The 21,218-nt window shown below is 39.9% G+C and carries 18 protein-coding genes; 3 read left to right on the forward strand and 15 right to left on the reverse strand.

The genetic code is table 11. The features are described from left to right. Window positions 1-28: 28 nt before the first annotated feature. From LJE09_RS07670 to LJE09_RS07680, 3 genes are all read right to left on the reverse strand, one after another. Window positions 29-2,284, reverse strand: a complete 2,256-nt coding sequence (locus tag LJE09_RS07670; protein ID WP_055058442.1) for a glycoside hydrolase family 95 protein — start codon at window positions 2,282-2,284, stop codon at window positions 29-31. Window positions 2,285-2,560: 276 nt separating this feature from the next. Then, entirely contained in the window at window positions 2,561-3,070 is a 510-nt protein-coding gene (locus LJE09_RS07675; protein ID WP_330645491.1) for an EAL domain-containing protein, read from the reverse strand. Between the two features lie 333 nt (window positions 3,071-3,403). Next, window positions 3,404-4,225: a 4Fe-4S binding protein gene (locus tag LJE09_RS07680; RefSeq protein ID WP_020993556.1), complete on the reverse strand. Its 822-nt coding sequence runs from the start codon at window positions 4,223-4,225 to the stop codon at window positions 3,404-3,406. Between the two features lie 289 nt (window positions 4,226-4,514). On the opposite strand from LJE09_RS07680, the gene LJE09_RS07685 reads away from it, so the two are divergent. Further along, the gene (locus tag LJE09_RS07685; RefSeq protein WP_055058447.1) at window positions 4,515-5,099 is read left to right on the forward strand and encodes a cytidylate kinase-like family protein; all 585 of its coding nucleotides are present in this window, start codon (window positions 4,515-4,517) and stop codon (window positions 5,097-5,099) included. 160 nt (window positions 5,100-5,259) lie between these two features. On the opposite strand, the gene LJE09_RS07690 is transcribed toward LJE09_RS07685, so the two are convergent. The 3 genes from LJE09_RS07690 to LJE09_RS07700 are packed head-to-tail and all read right to left on the reverse strand — an operon-like array spanning window position 5,260 to window position 7,174. Then, the gene (locus tag LJE09_RS07690; RefSeq protein WP_055058448.1) at window positions 5,260-5,736 is read right to left on the reverse strand and encodes a GNAT family N-acetyltransferase; all 477 of its coding nucleotides are present in this window, start codon (window positions 5,734-5,736) and stop codon (window positions 5,260-5,262) included. A gap of 42 nt (window positions 5,737-5,778) precedes the next feature. After that, window positions 5,779-6,909, reverse strand: a complete 1,131-nt coding sequence (locus tag LJE09_RS07695; RefSeq protein WP_055058449.1) for a type II toxin-antitoxin system HipA family toxin — start codon at window positions 6,907-6,909, stop codon at window positions 5,779-5,781. Then, a complete protein-coding gene (locus LJE09_RS07700) occupies window positions 6,896-7,174 on the reverse strand; it encodes a helix-turn-helix domain-containing protein (RefSeq protein ID WP_008706728.1) in 279 nt (92 codons plus the stop codon). The genes LJE09_RS07695 and LJE09_RS07700 overlap by 14 nt, the downstream gene beginning before the upstream one ends. A gap of 241 nt (window positions 7,175-7,415) precedes the next feature. Here LJE09_RS07700 and LJE09_RS07705 point away from each other — a divergent pair, with 241 nt between their 5' ends. Then, complete coding sequence (locus tag LJE09_RS07705; RefSeq protein WP_008706729.1) at window positions 7,416-7,994, forward strand: TetR/AcrR family transcriptional regulator; 579 nt, start codon at window positions 7,416-7,418, stop codon at window positions 7,992-7,994. Window positions 7,995-8,003: 9 nt separating this feature from the next. On the opposite strand, the gene LJE09_RS07710 is transcribed toward LJE09_RS07705, so the two are convergent. The 9 genes from LJE09_RS07710 to LJE09_RS07750 form a co-directional block, all read right to left on the reverse strand. Next, window positions 8,004-9,548, reverse strand: a complete 1,545-nt coding sequence (locus tag LJE09_RS07710) for an AMP-binding protein (RefSeq protein WP_055058452.1) — start codon at window positions 9,546-9,548, stop codon at window positions 8,004-8,006. Window positions 9,549-9,651: 103 nt separating this feature from the next. Next, on the reverse strand, window positions 9,652-9,882 hold the full coding sequence (locus LJE09_RS07715) for an acyl carrier protein (protein WP_055054282.1): 231 nt from the start codon (window positions 9,880-9,882) through the stop codon (window positions 9,652-9,654). A gap of 26 nt (window positions 9,883-9,908) precedes the next feature. Next, entirely contained in the window at window positions 9,909-11,297 is a 1,389-nt protein-coding gene (locus tag LJE09_RS07720) for a condensation domain-containing protein (RefSeq protein WP_055058453.1), read from the reverse strand. Between the two features lie 299 nt (window positions 11,298-11,596). Further along, window positions 11,597-12,583 (reverse strand): alpha/beta hydrolase, encoded by a 987-nt coding sequence (locus LJE09_RS07725; protein WP_227311116.1) that lies wholly within the window; start codon window positions 12,581-12,583, stop codon window positions 11,597-11,599. A 125-nt stretch (window positions 12,584-12,708) separates the two neighbouring features. Next, complete coding sequence (locus LJE09_RS07730) at window positions 12,709-16,089, reverse strand: bifunctional diguanylate cyclase/phosphodiesterase (RefSeq protein WP_227311117.1); 3,381 nt, start codon at window positions 16,087-16,089, stop codon at window positions 12,709-12,711. 262 nt (window positions 16,090-16,351) lie between these two features. Then, the gene (locus LJE09_RS07735; protein WP_022381328.1) at window positions 16,352-16,546 is read right to left on the reverse strand and encodes a hypothetical protein; all 195 of its coding nucleotides are present in this window, start codon (window positions 16,544-16,546) and stop codon (window positions 16,352-16,354) included. A gap of 78 nt (window positions 16,547-16,624) precedes the next feature. After that, on the reverse strand, window positions 16,625-17,482 hold the full coding sequence (locus LJE09_RS07740) for an EamA family transporter (protein WP_055058456.1): 858 nt from the start codon (window positions 17,480-17,482) through the stop codon (window positions 16,625-16,627). Between the two features lies 1 nt (window position 17,483). Then, window positions 17,484-18,110: a hypothetical protein gene (locus LJE09_RS07745; RefSeq protein WP_022381326.1), complete on the reverse strand. Its 627-nt coding sequence runs from the start codon at window positions 18,108-18,110 to the stop codon at window positions 17,484-17,486. Between the two features lie 435 nt (window positions 18,111-18,545). Further along, window positions 18,546-19,823: an L-cysteine desulfidase family protein gene (locus LJE09_RS07750; RefSeq protein ID WP_025577516.1), complete on the reverse strand. Its 1,278-nt coding sequence runs from the start codon at window positions 19,821-19,823 to the stop codon at window positions 18,546-18,548. A 439-nt stretch (window positions 19,824-20,262) separates the two neighbouring features. Between LJE09_RS07750 and LJE09_RS07755 the strand changes: the two genes are divergently transcribed. Continuing rightward, on the forward strand, window positions 20,263-21,195 hold the full coding sequence (locus tag LJE09_RS07755) for an AEC family transporter (RefSeq protein ID WP_227311118.1): 933 nt from the start codon (window positions 20,263-20,265) through the stop codon (window positions 21,193-21,195). Window positions 21,196-21,218 lie beyond the last annotated feature (23 nt).

Consider the following 21,218-nt stretch of genomic DNA (forward strand, 5'->3'; position numbering starts at 1 on the left):
CTGCCTTTCATATATCATAATATATTCTTTATATCAGCGTCTTCTGATAACTGCTTCCAGCATTCAGGACGATTTCTTCTTCCATACCATTATATAAGATTACCAGTTTCGCATCAATTGGAGATTTCAGATTTATTTCCGTAACCCGTTTTTCTTTCCACTTGAAATTAAGTGTGATATTACCAGGTGCTTTCACGCCTTCTGCCATCCCATCTTTCCATTCATCTGGTAATGCCGGAAGAAAAACAATTTTCTGCTCTTCATACTGAACCAGCATTTCCAGCACAGCAGCAGCAAATCCAAAATTACCATCAATCTGAAACGGAGGATGGGCACAAAGCATATTCGGATATATCCCTCCACCTACCAGACTGCATGCTTCTTCTCTTGTTAAGCGAAGCTGATTTTTTAATAAAGTCAGGGCATGATTTCCATCTCCAAGTTTTGCCCACAGGCAGGCTTTCCACGCCATACACCAGCCGGTTCCCTTATCCCCACGCCTTTCCAAAGAAGTTCTGCAGGCTTCTATAAGAGGTTCATTCTCTTTATGAATCTGGTTCCCAGGATATAATCCAAACAGGTGAGAAATATGTCTGTGATTGATATCTGCTTCCGGGTAATCATAAAACCATTCCTGAAGCTGCCCTTCTTTCCCAATTTTATAGGGAGGAAGTTTCTGAAGCACATTTTTGACTGCATTTGTAAAATCTTCTACTCCCAGAATTTCACATGCTTTTAAATATAATCCAAACAGTTCTCTCAATATGCTGATATCCATTGTTGACGCAAACGTAACACTATGCGTCGTCATGTCTGGTGCAAGGAATGTATTTTCAGGTGAAGTAGAGGGAGCAGTTACATAATATCCCTTATAAGGTACCAGATAGCCCAGGTAAAATTCTACGGCCCCTTGTATAATCGGAAATGCCTTCTTTTTTAAAAAAGCTTCATCCAATGTATAGCAGTAATGTTCCCATAAATGACAGCATAACCATCCAGAACTCATCGGCCACATGGAATATGTACAGGGATTTTCGTCCTGTCCAAATTGTCCAACCGGGCTTGAGTGTCCCCAAATATCCAGATTATGGTGGCTTACCCAGCCAGCCAGATGATAAACATCCTGAGCTGTTTTTTCACCTTTTTTTGAGGTACGTTCTATAAGTTCAAGCAAAGGCATATGACAGTCACTTAAATTTGCTTTTTCTGCCATCCAGTAATTCATTTCCGTATTAATATTTACAGTATAATTACTGCTCCAGGGAGCACGCATATGGTGATTCCAGATTCCCTGAAGATTTGTACATTGTGAACCGGGTACAGATGAACAGATCATCAGATAGCGGGCATAATGAAACATTTTTAATGCAAGTTCATTATCGGGTGTATAATTAATGTCAAGATGCATCCTATCAAAATAATTTGCGTATACATCCATATGCGCCTTTTTTTGCTTTTCATATTGAATGTGCTGGATGTTTTCCATCATACAGTTTCTTTTTGAAAAAAAGAGTTCTTTTTGTTTAAAATCAGTTACTCCGGACACGTAAATATACACATCATTTGGAGTATTTATAAAAAGCTTATCCGCTTGCTGATATACATTTCCACCGTTCGTTTGTACATATAATCCAATTGCAAAACGGATTCCCTGCCCCTCTTCATAAACGACAGGAACTTCGCAGGAATAATAAGGTGGTGCAACATAAATGGGTGCCTGCCCTTCTAATATAATTCCATTTTCTGCAAAAAAAGCAGATTTGTGCTTTATTTCACTTTCCAGTGTTATTGACATTTCAAGATTGCAATTTGGAGAAGTATGATAATGAATTGCCATCACTGGTTCTGACATACTCACAAAAAATTCTCTTTGATAAATCAAATCATCCTGGCAGAATTCTATTTTTTCAGTTGCATTCGTCAGGCACAGTTCTCTTCTATAAAAGCTGTTTCCATTTTGAATGGGTTCTTTCACATTAATGGAAAGCGTTCCTGCAGGCAGATAGCTTTCTGTCCAGTCTCCTAACACATTTTCTTTGCAATAATTCTCTGCTCCCTGGTAATCCCCTGCAAAAATGTGTTTTCTAAAAAGATCCCAGTCGACATTTTTGTTTGGATTTTCCTTGTTTCTTCCATTTCCAGACCAAAGCGAATCCAGATTCAATTCTATTCTTTCATTTTGAAATCTTCCATAGGACATTGCTCCCATGGTTCCATTTCCAAGGGGCAGCGCTTCATTCCAGGCTTCTGCTGGTTTATCAAAAATAAGTGCTAAGCGATCCATAACCCACTCCTCAATTCTAGTACATCGTTTTCGAAATAACTATACCACTCACTTGTCTGCGAATCCGATTGCACAGGTCTAAAAGCCTCAGCGTAGCCCGCTACGCCTGCGTTTTTATACCAGCACACTCGAATCCGCATCCTACGCGATTGGTATAGTTATTTACGAAACGATGTACTAGAAAACTTTATTTTTATAATTATACACAACTCTCAGGGATTAATCAACTGGTGTAATTTCGGATTTATTGTTGAAAAATGTAGAAAAATGAATGACTTATTTGCCTGATATATCCAAAAATAAAATATTCTTTCTCCCATTTAATCGCTCTAATATTTCTTCCGATTCAGCACTGATATTTCCAAATGCACGTTCTGGTTTTCCGAGGAAAAATCCCTGGCCGTAATGCACTCCCAGGCTGTGCAGACATTCCAGCTCCTGTACTGTTTCTATCCCTTCTGCGATCAGAATTGCTCCTGTTGCATTACAGTAATCTAACAGGAGTTTCATCATGATCTCTTTTTTCTTATACTTGTGAATATCCCTTACCAGTTCTATATCCGCTTTCAGATAGTCAGGTGTGGTATTCACTACACGATTTAGGCCTAAATGTCCAGCTCCCACATCATCCAATGCTATCTCATATCCCTGATTTGCATAATGTTTCATGATCTGCTGCAATATCTGATAGTTTTCTATGTCTGATCTCTCTGTTATTTCGAATACAATATCAGAAGCAGGAACCCCTGCCTGTCTGTAAATTGACGATTGGCTGAAACACCGGATATATGGATTTTCTCTCTAATATCTTATAGAATTCATCTGCTTTGTTTACTTTCATCCTTTTATGATCACTCCCATACTTGCGTAAATCCCCTGCATCAGTTCACTCCCAATAGAGTACATGGTGATGTAATCAGAATTCCTGCAAATGAAATGAATATTTCATCACACGATTACAGATCGGGTGTTCATTACATTGGAGAGTATAGAAACATTGAGAAAAAAGTTCAATAGACTTTACTGAGGTTTAACTATATTTAACATAGGTCTTACGCTACTGTTCGTTTCGTTCTCAGTAACAGCTGACACCAAAGTACATCCTGCAGGAAATTCGGCTCAAAGTGCTTTCCTCGGACAGGTTCTGACACATTCCATACACAAAATACATTCTGTTCCGTTTTTCCGTTTTCTGGAGTTATCGATCATATCAACATTCATCAGACAAACTTTTTTACATTTTCCACATGAAATACACTTCTCTTTGTCACACTTAACCCTGACTACAGAGAAATAACTCATAGGTTTCAGAAAAATCGTGACCGGACAAATATACTTACAGAACGCTCTGTTATCTTTAAGTCGGAATGCCAGAATAATCCCCACAATATAATACAGAATATTCCCCACGATAAAAGCTATAAACATGATTTTTTCCATATTTCCTACGTGATTCAGAAAAAGCATCACCACGAAAAGAAACGAAAATGCAAATGTAATATACCGGATGAAACCTATCTTTTTTCTTGCAGCCTGAGGCTTTTTATATGGTAAAAAGTCCAACACCATAGCTGTCCAACAGGCATATCCGCACCATCCTCTTCCAAACAAAAGTGGTCCGAATATTTTTGCAACAGCATAATGGATCGTAGCTGCTTCAAATACTCCGGTAAACAGATAATACCAAAAACCTTCCATCTGCATGTTTTCCCGGCATATAAGCCCCAGATAAATCAGCATATACAAACCAACCAGAAGTTGAACGATCCTACGTGCATGCTTATAGTTAAACTGAAAAAGCAAAAGCCCAACAGTAATCGATGTTCCAATATAACTGAAATTTAAAAGATAAAACAGATTATCTTTGGTAAGCCATAGTGTAACAGCCACTATTTCAAATACTATCCACATTCCAAAGGGTGCCAGCCGTTTCCGTCTCATATTCATTTTCTCCAACATTGTGCCCCTAACTTGATATCTACGAATTGCTCCGCTGCAAAGCAGCTCCCACAATTCTCATCATATCTCAATATAAGGTATTTGTCGAATGTTTATATTAAGCAAATATTTGTCAGACCAATTTGCCATAAGTACCAGAATATCAGGATTTGCGAAGGCAATTTATAGTAGATTTTGGCATATACATTTCGATTTTTTTTGAGTATAATAATTCCGAAAAAGTACTTTGACAGTAAATAAATGCAACATCATTGCACAGGAGGCATGGGATATGATTATTACAATAGCAAGACAGTGCGGAAGCGGCGGACATGAAATAGGAAAAGAACTGGCTTCCAGACTTGGACTGGAACTCTATGACAGAAAGAAACTGGAAGAAGAGGCCAAAAAACTTGGAAAGCTTGACGAAAACAAAGAATTTTTCCAGGAAAAGGCAGTAAACAGCCTGCTCTACAGCATTGCTGTAAGCTACGGAGAAAGCAATCCGATGGAAAAATCTTTTGAACTTATACGTGAACTTACGCAGCAAAAACCTGCCGTAATCATCGGACGCTGTTCAGGAGCGATTTATGCAAATGATCCTGAGGCAACTACTGTTTTTCTTCACGCAGATAAAGACTGCCGTATCAAACGTGTAATGGAACGGGACGGTATTAATGAGAAAAAAGCTGCAAAGCTGATAAAGGAAGTGGATGAGAAAAGAGCATCTTTCCACAAATTCTGCACAGGCAAAGAATGGGAAGACGCCAGCCAGTATCAGCTGTCTATTGATACAGGCAAACTTGATATTTCCGATGCAGCAGACATGATCATAAATTATATCAATGCTAAAAATATCGGACAAAAGCACCTGTAATTTCCAAATAACACTGTAAAAATCAGGCACAAGTTTCCGAAATATAACTTGTGCCTGATTTGCATTTTCTTTTAATATTTACTGTTTGACTGATTGGATTCATCCATCGGATATCTCTGTAAATTCGCAGATAGACTTCTCAAATATGCTATACAACGCATCAATGTTCTAGGATATATTCCATCTGCCTTTCTTTTGTTTTCATACCCATTTTTTCATAGAACTTTTCGGCTGAAGTATTTCCTGCCCATACGTTCAGTGTCACTTCATAACAGCCCATTCGCTTTGCTTCATTTTTTACATATTCAAACAAGCTCTCGCCGATATGCTGTCCTCGTGCGTGCTGATCAACACATAGATCATCTATAAAAAGAGACTTAAACGGTACCATATTAGTTGAAAAAGGCTGTTCCTGTAATTGGCAAAATGCATATCCTACACAAACATCTTCCTCGTTCACTGCTACATATATGGGTTTTTCTTCTTTTCCTAATAGCTCTGTCAATTGGCTTACAGTATATTTTGTGGTACCGGGAATAAAAATATCAGGTCTTATATCTGCATGGATCTGCAATACCTGTCCCAACAGTTCAATTATTCTTAGAATGTCTTTTTCTTCTGCTTTTCTAATAGTCATTTTTGTCCTCCAAGTAACAAATTATTCCACATGTCGATTTCTTTAAAGATATCTTCCCAGCATATTTTTCACACACTTTTCTACCATATCCATACTTTCTATACATACCTCTTTTTTCATTCCTGCCGCAATTCCCACAGTCAGGAGTTCTTTTCTGCCTGGATTACGTCCATTTCCGTCAACTGTTGTAGTATGCTCTCCATAGTATGTGTTACTGTAAGTAAGATCATATGCCGGACTCAGGCTCCATCTGTCTTTTTCATCATCATATAAATAGGTGAAATTCTTTGAATGATCATCTCTGTTATGTGCAAAAACATTAAAACACATCCTGCGAAACATCTCTCTCATATCTTTCTCATTATCTCTGGTTAATATTTTTGTTAGTTTCATCAGACTGTGATAATCCAGGCTTGGCTGCTCAAAATTCAACTCCAGCAACGCAGCAGCTGTCAGCATATGAATTCTCTTTGTTCCATTTTTATCTGATATCCTGTCAAACCGCTTAATCCCAAAATACCCCTCACAGTTCTCAGATGGAAACAGTCTGGTTTCACTCATTATAATACCACATTTTTTTGCGCAGCATGAATAATCATATTCCATCTTCCCTGCATTTTCTCCATCCACATGTGCAGGAAATTTAATAATCCATTCCTCTCCATTCACTGTAGTCATAATTTTGGGGCTGGCTCCACCACTTGTACCACCGAGACGATATAATTCATCCAATCTATCGGAGTATTCCGTATTTAGTATTTTCCGGCACTGCTCCGCAAGTTCATCCAGATCCACATCTCCATATTGTTCATCTATTTTTTTCTCCGGATAATAGGTAAGTGCTCCCATACCTGACTTTCCAACAATTGCCAGCCGATCCAGCACCGTTAATTTGTCTGGATTCTGCTTATGTGCACGTAGCAGACGATCCAACAACAATCTCCCCCAATTATCCGGCAAACTATCTGCAAATACTCCAAATAATCCGTCAAAATAATCTTTTGTCGGTACAAAAACCTGCTTTTTAAGGGGAAGTGAAAACGGACTGATCGGAAAACCATTTTCAATCCATTCTTCACTATATTGAAACGCAGCTTTATGGTCAGCTGTCATAGCCAGTGTTCCTACAAGTTTTTCATCATAAAATACCTGTAATGCATTACCTTCCCTCATTTATGACCTCCTGAATATCTTTATATGGAACATGCGTAAAAATATTTCTAAGCTCATCTGCAATATCCAAAGCCATGGCAATCTTTGTCAGTGATATCAATGATATCTGTCCGGTAGTTTCGAATCTCTTAATTGAACCATAGCTTACTCCGCTCATGGAAGATAATTTTTCCTGAGAAATAGAGCGTCGTTTTCTGATATTACGCACCCTTTGTGCAAGCTTCTGATCCAGTTCCTCTGCTGTTTCCCATACAAACTGCTCCATTTTCCCTCCTTGCTTTTTATTGTTTTATGGATATTATTTTATCCAAAATTCCGCCATTTCATTAAAATCAGACAATATTTTATCCAATATCATTCTATCATTTACTCTTTCATAAATCAAGCCTTTACCTATTCTTTATATATTATTGAAAATTTATTAAAAAAAAGAAAAAGCACCTGATGTATCGTCAGATTTGTGATATACTTTATGTATTACTTACAGACTCCCGGGGGAAACAACTATGCAAAATATAATTCCCGATGAAAGATATTCTGTGGCTGACGAGGCCATTTTAGGTGCTTTTTTCAAATTGTTAAAAGAAAAGAAACCTGACAGGATTACTGTATCCGACATCACTAAAACAGCTGGTATTGCCAGAAGTACCTTTTATAATCACTATCAGGACATCCCTTCACTGATCTCTGCAGTTGAGGATAAAACTATTCATGATGTTTTTTCCATGATGGAAAATTTCCAGCCAAAAAATGACCGGGATATCTGCAGTTCCTATTTTCTGACTCTGTGCCGATACACTATGGAAAATCCTTTTCTGTCCGGTCTTTTGAGCACGCCTCATGGCAATGATCTGTTTGAAAAAATGCTGACTATGCTCCATCATTATGTTACAGAAACTACATCTAATTCCAGGCCTGACAGGCATACAAAGGAAGAAGTTTCCTATGTGATCACCTGCGCCATCGGCAGTACCATCGGCGTTCTCCACAAATGGAGCCGGGATAATTTTAATCTGGCACCGGAAGTGATCGCTGATATTCTGTCTGAGGTTTTTTTATCCGGTATGCTTCCACTTTTATCTTAAGCCTCTGTCTTATTCCAGAGGCTCATCAATCAGGACATCCTGTCTCCTGATTTTTTTTGTTGTGTTGCGGATAAACGGATTTTTGCGGACAACCAATCCTGTAATGCGGCGATAGGTGGGCTGATTTCTGTTATATTCATCCAGAAATGCCTGAAGCTGTGCCTGAATTGCCTCTGCATCCAATGCTTTCGCTTCCACAACAGCCTGCTCCGGATAGATGCGGGCGGTCAGTCCATTGTCCTCACCTGTGACGATCACTTCTCCTATCAGCGGATTCAGAGCCAGCTTATTCTCAATCTCCTCCGGAGATACATTTTCACCGTTGGACAGGATGATCAGGTTCTTCACACGTCCATTGATAAACAGATAACCGTCTTCATCCATATATCCCTTGTCACCGGTATGCAGCCAGCCATCCTTTAAAGTCTCTGCTGTCTCATCAGGCATCTGATAATATCCCTTCATAACACTGCTTCCCTTTACCAGAATCTCACCGTTTTCGAATCTGATTTCTGCATTTTCAAGTGGTTTTCCAATAGAACCCTTTTTATTGTTTTCCAGTGTATTATTGCTGATAACAGGAGAGCATTCTGACATTCCATAGCCTTCCAGTACTTCGACGCCATATTCTGCAAAACGGTCAATATAATATGGATCCAGATGTGCACCGCCTGTAAAGATAATACGCAATTTTCCACCGAATACCTTTTCTGCCAGAACTGCCTTCGGAATTGACGGATCAGCGGCAGCCAGTCTCTTATAAATAGTCTCGATCATCATTGGAACCATAAGCATAATCTCCGGTTTGAAAATACTCATATTCCTTACCATATGGAGCAGGGAATCATTGATGCAAAGAGTTGCACCCAGAGAGAATCCCTTCAGCCAGTCCATAACCAGGCAGAATGCGTGATGGATTGGAAGCACACTGAGCACGGCAGTTCCCGGTTCTGCCGTAATCTTTACTGCCTCAACATTGGAGGCCAGATTATTCTGTGTCAGCATAACACCCTTGCTCTTTCCTGTTGTTCCGGAAGTGAAGATAATGGTCGCAATATCCTCTGCATCCGGGCAGACAGAATCTGATGATGCACTCTTTCCTGCATTTCGAAGTTCGCCAATACCGTATACCTTTGCCGGCGCATCCTCTACCTCTTCCTGAAGCATCCACACCTTCTGAAGTTTCGGGCAGTTTCCAAGAAATGCATCCAGATATGGTCTAAGCTTCGGACTTAAGAAAAGAGCGGCGGAATCGGAACGGTTAAGCAGATCGATCAGATCCTCACAGGGAAGTGCTGCATCCAGCGGTACTGCTGTGGTACATCCTGTAATGATTCCCAGATAACTTTCCATCCACTCTACAGAACTGGTTCCGATCAGTGCAATGTGCTTTCCCTCAAAGCCTTCTGCAAGAAGACCTTTTCTGGTGGAAACTACATTTTCCATCAGTTCGCCATAGCTTCTTTCCATAATTTCCTTTTTCTTGAGCCATTTTACTGCTTTTACTTCATCAAATTTACGTACACTTTCTTCTAATATATTTCTGATCAGCATATCTGTCCCCCATTATTTTCTGAACTATTCAAGTTATGGATATCCTGTCAGGTACAAAATATCCTTGACCCTGACATCTTTATAAGTTTTGCTTCGAAAAAAATTACTGAAGTTCTTCCAGCAGATTTAAGGCTTCGCCAAGAGTTGTGATCTTCAGCACTTCGCTCTCGTCAAGTTCAAGATCAAAGGTATCCTCAAGCTCACCTAAAAAGGACATAAAATCCAGAGAACTGAAACCCAGATCCTCGCGGAATCTCATTTCATTATTCATTTCTTCCGATGCTACCTTGCTATACTGTGCTACGATATTTTTAAATTCCATTTCCTGATTCATTGCATTTCCTCCTGATATTGATTTAGTTAAACCAGTTCCATAATTTCGCCGATGCTCATATCCGGCTCTGCGATTCCCTTGAAAAGAATACGCATCATATAATAATAGAGCAGTTCCATATCATGTTCCTCCAGATGAGCAGTCTGGTAATGATAGGAGAAGTTCATACCTCCATCTTCTGTATGGGATACAGTCAGATACATCTTCTTGGTAGCTGCACCGTTTGCAAACCATTTTGCATGCTGACGGATAGTTCCAAGCATTTCATTCTCTACCTTCACAGTCATTGGCTGGTAAGTCAGATAACAACTCTCATATCCTGTATGCTCCGGTGTATTGTATCTCTTTCTCATCTCATCCATAATAAATGCCGGATCGTAATTGCTGTGCATGTAGATACGATTCTGCATATTCTGGATCTCATAAGCAGCAGAAAGGAAATCTGTCTCCGGTGTGATCACTGTTCTGCATGGGAACATGATAGTTCTGCTTCCTCCTGAAGTCCATTCATCATGAGTAGAACGTCTGGATATAAAGTTCTGGATAGTGATATCTTCCTGTCCGTTATTTACCTTTGACAGATAGGTACGGATGCCAAGCAGAAGAAGGTTTGTCATAGACAGCTGATGGTTCATACAGAAATCGATCAGATTTTTAGTTGGTCCCGGCTCCAGATAATAATCCTTAACTGCCACAAACAGATCCTTCATCTCAATGTCAGAAGAACGAAGTTTTGGATTTCCATGACGTTTTCTTGCTTCCTCCAGTACGGACGGTCCCTGAATATCAGAATACAGAGGTTCGCCCAGTGCATCCAGCTGATCATCCCAGAATTTCTTATCTTTTGCAAAACGTTTCTCGTTGCCTGCTTTTGCAAGGTCTTTTTTCAGTACTGTCTCAAAGTCTGCCAGTTCCTGCGGATAGGCTGTTCCATATTTATAATAAGTATATAACTGAAACAGATCACCGATCATTACTACCAGACCACAGGAATCGATCAGTCTGTGATCCATATGTACAAAGAAACCATTATATCCTTCCGGCAGCTTCAGCATAGTAAACTCGCACATGGGAATGTCATCACCGTCAAAGGTTTCGTATGCCCACTGCTGCATCAGCTCGTCTGCTTTTGCAAGGCTTCCCATTCCTGACAGATCCTTGAATCCGATATCTCTTGGATCCTGTTTTACAAGGTATTGCTGTACATTTCCGTCTTTATCAGGCTTCGTAAAACGGATTCTGGTGCATCCGGAACGTTCTGTCTCCATCTGAATACATTTTTTTAATAATCCAAAATCCAGTTCAGCCTGTACAGACGCCACAACACTGACACCGGATACCTGCTGTGTACCGTAATCCATGATCCAGTTATGGTGCATTTTCTGTGCTGCTGTTAAAGGATAGTAGTTTGTCATACTTTATTTAACCTCCATCACCCGTTTTTTCTCTTTTCCCGGGTACAAAAACATTACATACTTGTTCAGTAGCCCACAGTTATTTTAAAAATAATGTACTGGCAGCTACAACATTACTTTTTTATTACGTGACAAAAATAGCACAGATTTTTCCCAAATGCCAGTACCCTCAGCACTTAATGAACACTTTACATAAAATTGACCGAGACTTATCATGCATTTAACAAAACGCATCTGATAAGTCCCGGTCAGGGATTGTTATCATTCATAATCGCCTTTGGCGGTTGAAAACAGTCACATTATTTTTCAGAATTACTGCCATCATATTTCTCAAAAAACTCCATCACTGTACGCTGATACAGTTCCGGATCTGCATAGGCACTGCACAGATGTCTTGCTCCCTGTACAATGACCAGTTCCTTTGGTGCTTTGCACAGCATATAGTTCTGGAATGAATTGTTCGGGTACACATAAGTATCCTTCTCTCCATGAAAGAAAAGGACAGGTCTTGTATTCCTTTTCATAGCTTCTGTGGTATCTGCATCTTTCATACGAAATCCTGCCACAAAATGGCACAGACAGTTCATTTCCTTCAAAAGCAAAGGAATATAATGCAAATGAAACCAGTTGTCAGCCATATCCCGCATCTGTCTTTCCATAGACTGAAAACCACAGTCTGCGATCAGCCCTTTCACCTCTGACGGAAGCCTGTATCCGGATGCCATCAGTACAGCGGCTGCTCCCATAGACTGTCCATACAGATAGATTGGAAGCTTCTCCTTATTTCTCTCGGACACATAAATTGCCCAACGCTGCACATCCCATTTTTCCTTTGCTCCAAAGGTAATATATTTTCCTTCACTTTCTCCACAGCATCGCTGTTCCATAAACAGAAGATTACATTGATGCTCATGGAGATATTTTGCCATAAATGACAGGGAACCAAATCTGCTGCCCCTGTAACCATGGCTTAAGATAACAAACCGCTTTGCATGCTCTGCCGGCAGATAGAATCCGTGGAGTTTTAATCCATCCACGCTTTGGATATAACAGTCCTGCATCTTCTGAGTCTCGCACCATGCCCTGCTCTCATCATATTCCTTTTCGTATCCGTTTCTGGGATGATTATCCCGTATATGAGATAATTCAAACCATTTCTTTCTTTCCTTTTTCCTTCCCCCTCTTTTGCAGCAGACCACCATGTTAAAAAAACGCCAGCCAATCTCCATAATCCCTGAAAAAAAAAGCAATCCTGCTGCTGACAACCTGAAAAATTTTTTCTTCATCTGATTTTCTCCTCTTCTTACCTGTCAGAATGTGTTTGAAATAACTACACCACTTGCTTGTCTGCGAGTCCTGTTGTACAAATGAAAAAGCCTCAGTGTAGCCCGAAATATTCACGCCAGCTTTCTCATAATCTGCTTTCTGTAAATTTTCTCATAAATTCTTCATACTCACAAGGCTTCCCCCAGAAATATCCCTGTGTGAATTCCGGGTACAGTTTTCGGATCATGGCCCATTCCTGCTCATTTTCCACGCCTTCAATGCAAATCCTCATATCCAGATTATGGATCATGGTGCAGAACTGATTCAGCAGATAATATTCCTGTTCATCTGCAACTGCTTTCACAGTGAAAGAGCGGTCAATCTTAATGATCTCCGGTTTCAGCTCGCTGAGATAATGGAAGTTCGAATATCCGGTTCCAAAGTCATCCAATGCAAGACTGATTCCCATCCGCCTCAGTTCTGTGAGAAAATGCTTCTCATTGATATTTTGTTCCAGAAGGTCACTCTCTGTCAATTCCACGATCAACGCTTCCAGCGGCAGTCCTGCTCTTTTCGTTTCTGCACTGATATCCTGGATCACATCGGACTTGGATGCCTGAACCTGGGAAATATTAATACTCACTCTAAAACCTGGAAGTACTTTCCGGATCTCGCTGCATTTTCCCATAGCTTCTCTCATCATCCAGCGGCCAGCCGGAATAATAAGACCGGTTTCTTCCAGAATCGGAATAAACTCTGCCGGTGAAATCATCCCGAGTTTTTCAGAAGTAAAACGCATTAAAGCTTCTGCTCCATAAGGTACTTTTTTATCTTCGTCAAATACAGGCTGATAAAAAGCCGTAAAACCCTGGCAGCCATTGAGCACAGCCTCCCGCAGTTCCTGGGTAATCTCCCTCTTCCGAAGAAATTTCCTGTAAGTTTCTCCGTCAAATATATAACAGCGGTTTCTTCCCAGCGTCTTTGCCTCATTCAAAGCAAAATCCGTCAGCTTCAGGGCTTCTGAATACTGATTTCCCTCTAATGCCGCAAATGACACAATTCCTCCTGAAACCGTATACATGACCTTAAACTCGTTAGATTCAATAAATCTGTCTGTTGCAGCTCTCACTTTATCATAAAGTTTATCTGCATCCCTCACCTGGTCAGAAGAAACATCCAGAATCAGAAATTCATCTGCCACAAGCTTGTACACTTTCTGTCCTTCTGACAGGCATCCGGAAATACAATCAGCCGTTTTCCTAAGCACAAAGTCACCGTACTCCTGTCCGAAGTTATCATTTATTTCCTTAAAATGATCAATTCCAATCCGAAGCAGATATCCTGTTTCCAGAGGAGTGTCCTGTTGGTCCATATACTCCCGGAATCCTGTCTCTCCTAATAACCCGCTTACATTATCTGCCTTCTGTCTTTCTCCAATCTCATTGATACAACCAATCATATAAAGAGGTTTCATATTATCATCCCGCACCAGATATCCTTTGCAATGAATCCAGACCGGCACTTTTTTCAGATCCAGCCATCGATATTCCATGCTATGTGTACAGCGGTCTGTTTTAAGAAGATTATCAAATTCCTCCTTCATTTTTTCATAATCAGGTTCATATACAAATTCTTTATGGTTTGAAATCACATTATGAAAACTATTTTTCGGAATACAGAAACGGTCAAGAGCCTGGTTTGCTATGTAATAAAAATCTGTCCGGAAATCAACCACATACGGGTAATTATCTGTGGTCGGACTCAGAAGATCGATCACGCTGCAAAGCTCATCCAAGGGCATGCTCTGATATTTCTTCTCCTGCAGGATCACTTCATCTGTAATTTCCTCTGTGGAATGCTTTTCCATACGGGAAAGCAAGTGACCCGGATCAGTTGACCGCGCAATCTTCTTCCTGCGCTTCTGACGGTACAGCATGGTATCGCTTCGCCTTACAATATCTTTAAAATCAAAATCTATATCAGGCTGATAATAAGCGTATCCTGCTGATATACTAAGCGGATAATCCAGCTTGTGTGTTTTCGCTGTTTTTTTCAGAAGCAGCTCCAGGGTCTTCAGCCGTTCCGGAATCATATCTTTCTCGTCACTGTGATATACATACGCAAACTCATCACCACCGATTCTGAAACAGTTCTTCACATTCTGAAATGCCTGACTGATACACTGATAACACAGCTTCAGCGCCTCATCTCCCTTTTCATGTCCAAAATTATCATTTATCACTTTCAGATCATCCAGATCAAAAACCACCACACCTGTGGTACTCAGTTTAATTTCACCTTCATCCAGATATTTCACCATATCCTCGTAAGCATTTCGGTTCATGGCCTCTGTGAGCATATCCATATTGGCTATTTTCTGCAGATAAATCACCTTTTGCTTCTGGATATATTGATCGTAATATTGAGAAACCTGTATCCAGATCAGCATAATAATAAACAGCATAGTTCCCATGGAAAGCAAAATGGATATCTGTTCAAATCTTCTTAAATAATAAAAAATCATTTCCGCCATTCCAAATCCCATGACCACGCACATAGGATACCGGAATTTTTGGGCTACATCATTTTCTTTTTTTCCGGCTTCGTAAAGAATGATCACAACTGTGTAAACCACATTTGCAACCATAATAACATGAATTACAGAAAGTAACCGGGACATATCAATAATTCCTGTACACTGAAGCAAAACATCGACTGCCATATTTGTAAGATAGAGGATGGAAAAAATCAATGCACCTTTGTGGTACCTGCTTTTGCAGATATCATATAACAGGAAATTAAATGGCACCGGAAAAAGAAAGAGTGAAAAATACTCCACAAAATATAAGGTTCTTCCATCCGGGATCAAAAACTGCAGAAAACCACATTGTACCAGTGTCCATACTGCGACCAGCAATGAAAAAAATCCAAGATTTAAAAAAATCTCAATTTTCGCTTCTGTCTTGTCGCTTCTTTTTCTTCGCGCTGCACCACAATAGAGAAGTATGCAGATAACAGCGGCAAACAGGATTCCACAGCTGATCACCAGAATTCCAAGACAGTCCGTTAAGATTTTCAGAATACAATCGCCTCGTGTTCCGTATACAAGGCTGACTTCATTTCCATAATAGCCCTCATATACCGGAATAATTCTGACCTCCAGGTTTTTACCTGAACTGTCTCCGGGAATATCCACAATATGCCAGCAGCTTCCAGGTGTCTTCATAAAACCCGGAGCATCCGCTTCATTTCCATATTCATATATTTTTTCTCCATCCAGCCAAACTTCTGCAATGGTGTGGGTGGTTTTAAATAAGATAGATTTGGGAACATCGAAGTCTTCGGGCAGGGCAATATTCTCTGATTTGATTTCTCCCTCTTTCAGTTCTTTTGTTTCGCACCGGATCGTATTATCCCAGAACAATTTTTCTCTGGCCGTACTCTGTCTGAAAATCCAACCTGAAAAACAAATGGCGAATATCCCAAATGCAAACAGAATAATCCATAGTTTTTTTTCTATTTTCATAGTCTCTCCCTTATCCAATATATCTGTATTCTGAGATATATCCAACAGTCAAACGGATAATATCAGATATTTTCTATATTTCGTACTTTCCATTGTATCACAGATTTCTGAATAATTGTTAGTGCTTTTTGACACTTTCTTTATTTTTAGAAACACAAAATTTTACGGCATTTTGAGTAAGAAATCAAAAAGCAGAAATGTCTTTCACGAATAAAATCGCTTCAGACATTTCTGCTCTATCTGCTGTCCTGTCTGATATACTTCAGACACAGGATAAATATACAATTTGGGGATAACGGTCTGCGTATTCTTTTTCCAGGCCGTATCTTTCCAGAAGTTCTTCCACTTTTCTCCGGGTTTCGGTGCAGCTTATCCCCATATTTCTCAGACTTTCTCCAATTCCGTCTCCGAGCGTACAGCGCGGATCAAAGGATTCCATTGGCATCTGAAATACCATCTGAATATCCCTCTGCTACCTGAAAAAGCCAGTTTCCGCAATTATACTTTTCCAGATAGTTTTTCTTTTTTATAATAGTTATATCAGCAAAGCTAACGTTCCAACAACAATAAGCAGCAGTCCTGTTCCTGATTTCAATGACAGTTTTTCATGGAATACAATATATGAGAATGCAACGGTCACAAGAATACTCAGTTTATCAATGGGAACTATCACACTGGCCGGACCTGTCTGAAGTGCTCTGTAATAACATAGCCAGGAACCGCCTGTTGCAAATCCGGAAAGAATAAGGAACAGCCAGCTTTTTCTGTCAATGTTATTAACCGTATTCTGCTTTCCGGTCACAAATACTACAATCCACGCCATCACCAATACAACAGCAGTCCTGATCGCAGTTCCAAGATTTGAATTGACATCCTGAATTCCAATCTTTCCCAAAATAGAGGTAAGACTGGCAAAAACAGCGGAACCGACTGCATAAAGCAGCCACTTCTTATCTTCTGCCTTCTCCTTTGTTTCCTTTTTCTGTATCATCAGATAAGTACCGATACCGATAAGAATCATTGAAACAAATTTCAGCCACGTTATTTCTTCCCTGAGAAAAATAAAAGCCAGCAGCATCGTTATCACTGTACTCGATTTATCAATTGGTGTTACTTTATTGATATCTCCAATCTGCAGTGCTTTGAAATAGCATAGCCAGGATATCCCCGTTGACAGTCCTGACAAAATCAGAAAGATCAGGACTTTTGCTGAAATATCTCTAATTCCACTTTGTGCCCCAACTACAAATACCATAAGCCATGAAAAGACTAACACTACACCGGTTCTTAATGCTGTCGCAACATTAGAATCTGTGTTTCTGATTCCGCATTTTGCTAATATGGCTGTCAAGCCTGCAAACAGAGCAGAACCAAATGCAAATAATATCCACATATTATTTCCCCTCCATTACCCAGGCAAATGCTTTCGCAATTCTTATATCCGGTTCTCTAAAATGATTGCCCTGATTCCATTCCAGGTTACAATTGATCCCATGCTCTATGAGCCACCCATATCCCATCCGGATACAGTTTCCAACCTGTGACATCACCGAATTTCTCGTTTTTTCTTCTCTGTCACCAAGACTTAGATAAACTGTCTCACTTTTAATTTCATGTTCCTTCATATACTCAATAAATCCCGGAAACCAGACAGACGGTGAAGCAGCTGCAATGCCGGAAAATACATCTGTCTGATATGCTGCCCATAACGAGAACAGCCCCGCAAGAGAATATCCCCCGATATAATATGTCCTGCTTTTGTCTGTGCATAATGTCAGAATCTGCTCCAGTGTCCTGACAGCACCATCACCAAAGTCTTCATTTCCGAACACTGCCGGTGCTTTCCATGGAGACAACTCATAATTCCAGTCATCAACTTTTGCAGCAATGAGTCTGAAATCTGTTGAAGTCCGTTTTCGGATTTCTTCAACCTCATTCTTAAGAACAGATAATTCATGATCACCAGTCAACTGAATCAAAACAGTATCCGCATCTGGATTTCCATACTCATATATAGTCATATCTATCTGCTTACCTCGTAAAAATTTTTTACTTTCTCAAGTTCCTTGACTTCAATTTTATTTTCAGCAAACTCAGTCAAACAAAAAATCTCTTTATATTGACTCTATTCTTCACTTTCTTTATTCCAAGTCATTCATAATTTCATTTTAAGATGACCGTAATTCTGCTTTTCTTGTTTTAAGTCATTCATATTCTCTTCTATACATGACTGTAATTGTACTTTTTTCGTTTCAGGTCATTTTCATCGGTTTCTTAAGATGACCGTAATTATACTTTTTTCGTTTCAGGTCATTTATATTCCTATTTTCAGATGAACATAATAGACGAATTGAAATTTATAGTCATTATTTTTTCTTGTCTTATCACAAAACCAGTGCAATTATGTCTTTTTTTCAGCAGGAGAATATACCGTTCTTTTTTACTTTGTCATAAAATCAAACACGCTCTAACATAATCCGCAGAATTTCTTTGTCTGTTTCTTTCATTCCTTCTTTGCCGATCTGTCCTACACAGCTGATGGTTTCGCCGGCTTCTTCCTTGAGGATTCCGGTATATGGCGCATAGGACTGACCGTTCATAGCAAGGTGATGTGCCAGGAATGCAGCATCAAGGCTGGCGGCGATTTTCGCTGCACAGGATATTTTCGCTCCATCACAGATGATTCCCGGAATATTGGCAAGAGTATTCTCTATGGTCTTCTTGATCACTGAAAGTTCGCCACCTCCCATGTAGGTAATCCCCGCACCGGCTGCACAGGATGCGGATACCGCACCGCAAAATGCGGAAAGTTTACCGATATACTGTTTCTGGTATACAGTTAAGAGATTAGAAAATACCAGTGCGCGGTAAAGTACATAGTCCGGAAGTTCCATTTCTCTGGCATACACGATCAGTGGTACGGAACAGGCAATCCCCTGGTTTCCACTGCCTGAGTTGATGACTACCGGCATATCGCATCCGCCCATTCTGGCTTCGGAAGCTGCGGCTGTGAGGCTGCGCATTTTGGTAAGCATATCATTGGAATAGGTTTCGCGTATTATCCGGCCGATTCCAAGACCGTATTTACCAGTCATTCCTTCATGAGCGATTGCCATATTGCTGCGGATCTGATTTTCTATAATTTCTTTGACATCATCAATTTCTACAGTATCTGCAAATGTTTTAATGTCTTCCAGATTGAGCAGAGTTCTGTCTGCTGCAGCCGGAGTTTCACCGGATTTATGATCTGAATCCAGCAGGACTTCCTGGTTCTTTACGATCTTTGTTACATTTATATGATCGTATTTGATCTCCAGACTTACTGTGTCATCCCCTGCCTGCATTTCTATGATAAAGTGCAGGACTACCGGGGAGTCCAGAAGTTCTACTTTGCATATCTTTTTATCCAAAAGTTCACGACATCTCTTTCTTTCAAATTCATTTACATTCGAAAGAACTTCCATGTTCAGGGATGCGTTTCCGGCTACTGCACCGAGAACTACACCTGCTTCAATTCCAGTCAATCCGCCGGAGTTTGGAATGATAACACAACGGACATTTTTTATAATGTTTCCACTGCATTTTGCAGTGATATGTTCCGGTTCTTTTCCCAAAACTTCTCGTGCTCTGGCTGCTCCATATGCCAGTGCGATCGGTTCTGTACACCCCATTGCAGGAACCATTTCTTCCTTCAGGATTCCTATATAACTCTCATATATCCTTTCATCTAACATTGTGCTGATGTCTCCTGTTCATTTTAATTAATACATATGATGTTATCCACGAATTGCTCCGCTACAAAGCAGCTCCCGCAATCCTCTGCATATTTAAGTATGACATAATACTATCAGAATGTCCAGAAAGAATCAGCTAAGATCTGCTTCGTAATCCTTTAATTCTCCGGATGCCGTTATTGATAAACAATAAGCCTGACGTATACTATGAATGCTGTTCTGTAAGATTTCCGCTGAAAAACTGTCTGATAATATAATCTGAAACACTTTCTTAAATCTGTGGTTTGCTTCCTGTAAAATATTGTCAGCAAATGTTTCTGTTCGCACATTACTATTGAACCGCAACCGGGAAAGTTCTATAATGAGTTCCGACATCAGAAATCGGGTAAATACAATATTCCCGATGACGGACATTTTTAAGAATACGAGGTGGATATTTATGAATATCAGCATACTGCTCATGGAACAGATTATTCAATTGTTTCTTATGATCTTCATGGGATATTTGATCGTGAAAGTTGGGCTTGTAAAAGATGAAGACAGCAAGGTTTTATCCAAAATCATTCTCTATCTAATCATTCCCTGTGTAATCATCAATGCTTTTCAGGTAGATTACACGATGGATACTGTAAAGGGATTGCTGCTTGCTCTGGCTGCATCTGTCATGACCCAGGTTCTTCTCCTGATCATTATCTCCATAGCCGGAAAGCTTTTACATCTGAATGAAGTAGAAATTGCTTCTGTTTATTATTCTAATTCAGGAAATTTGATCGTACCCATTGTGACCTTTATTCTTGGACAGGACTGGGTTTTATATGGATGTGTTTTTATGAGTGTGCAGCTTATCTTTCTGTGGACACACTGCAAAAAGATTATCAGCCGGGAATCTTCCTACGACTGGAAAAAGATTGTGTTAAATATTAACATGATTTCTATTTTCATCGGTGTTGTACTTTTTTTCGCAAAAATCCATTTGCCGGAGATCATCAATAATACTCTTGGCTCAGTGGGCAGCATGATAGGACCGGCCAGTATGATCGTAACCGGTATGCTGTTTGCAGGAATGAATCTGAAACAGATTTTTGCTGACAAAAGAGTATATTTTGTATCATTTCTTCGTCTGATTGCAGTGCCTTTGCTTGCACTTATAATGATTAAGATCAGCCATCTGGCTATGTTCTCTGCAGACGGAAATAAAATTATGCTTATTGTCTTTCTGGCGATCATCACACCGTCTGCTTCCACAATAACCCAGATGTGCCAGGTATACGGAAATGATTCACGCTATGCCAGTGCCATCAATGTCATGACTACACTGTTCTCAATTATTACAATGCCGCTGATGGTAATGTTATTTGAGGCAGTTATATAAAACAATTACCTGTACATGAAAAA

Source organism: Blautia sp. DFI.3.45 (assembly GCF_020593505.1).
Taxonomy (GTDB): Bacteria; Bacillota; Clostridia; order Lachnospirales; family Lachnospiraceae; genus Blautia_A; species Blautia_A wexlerae.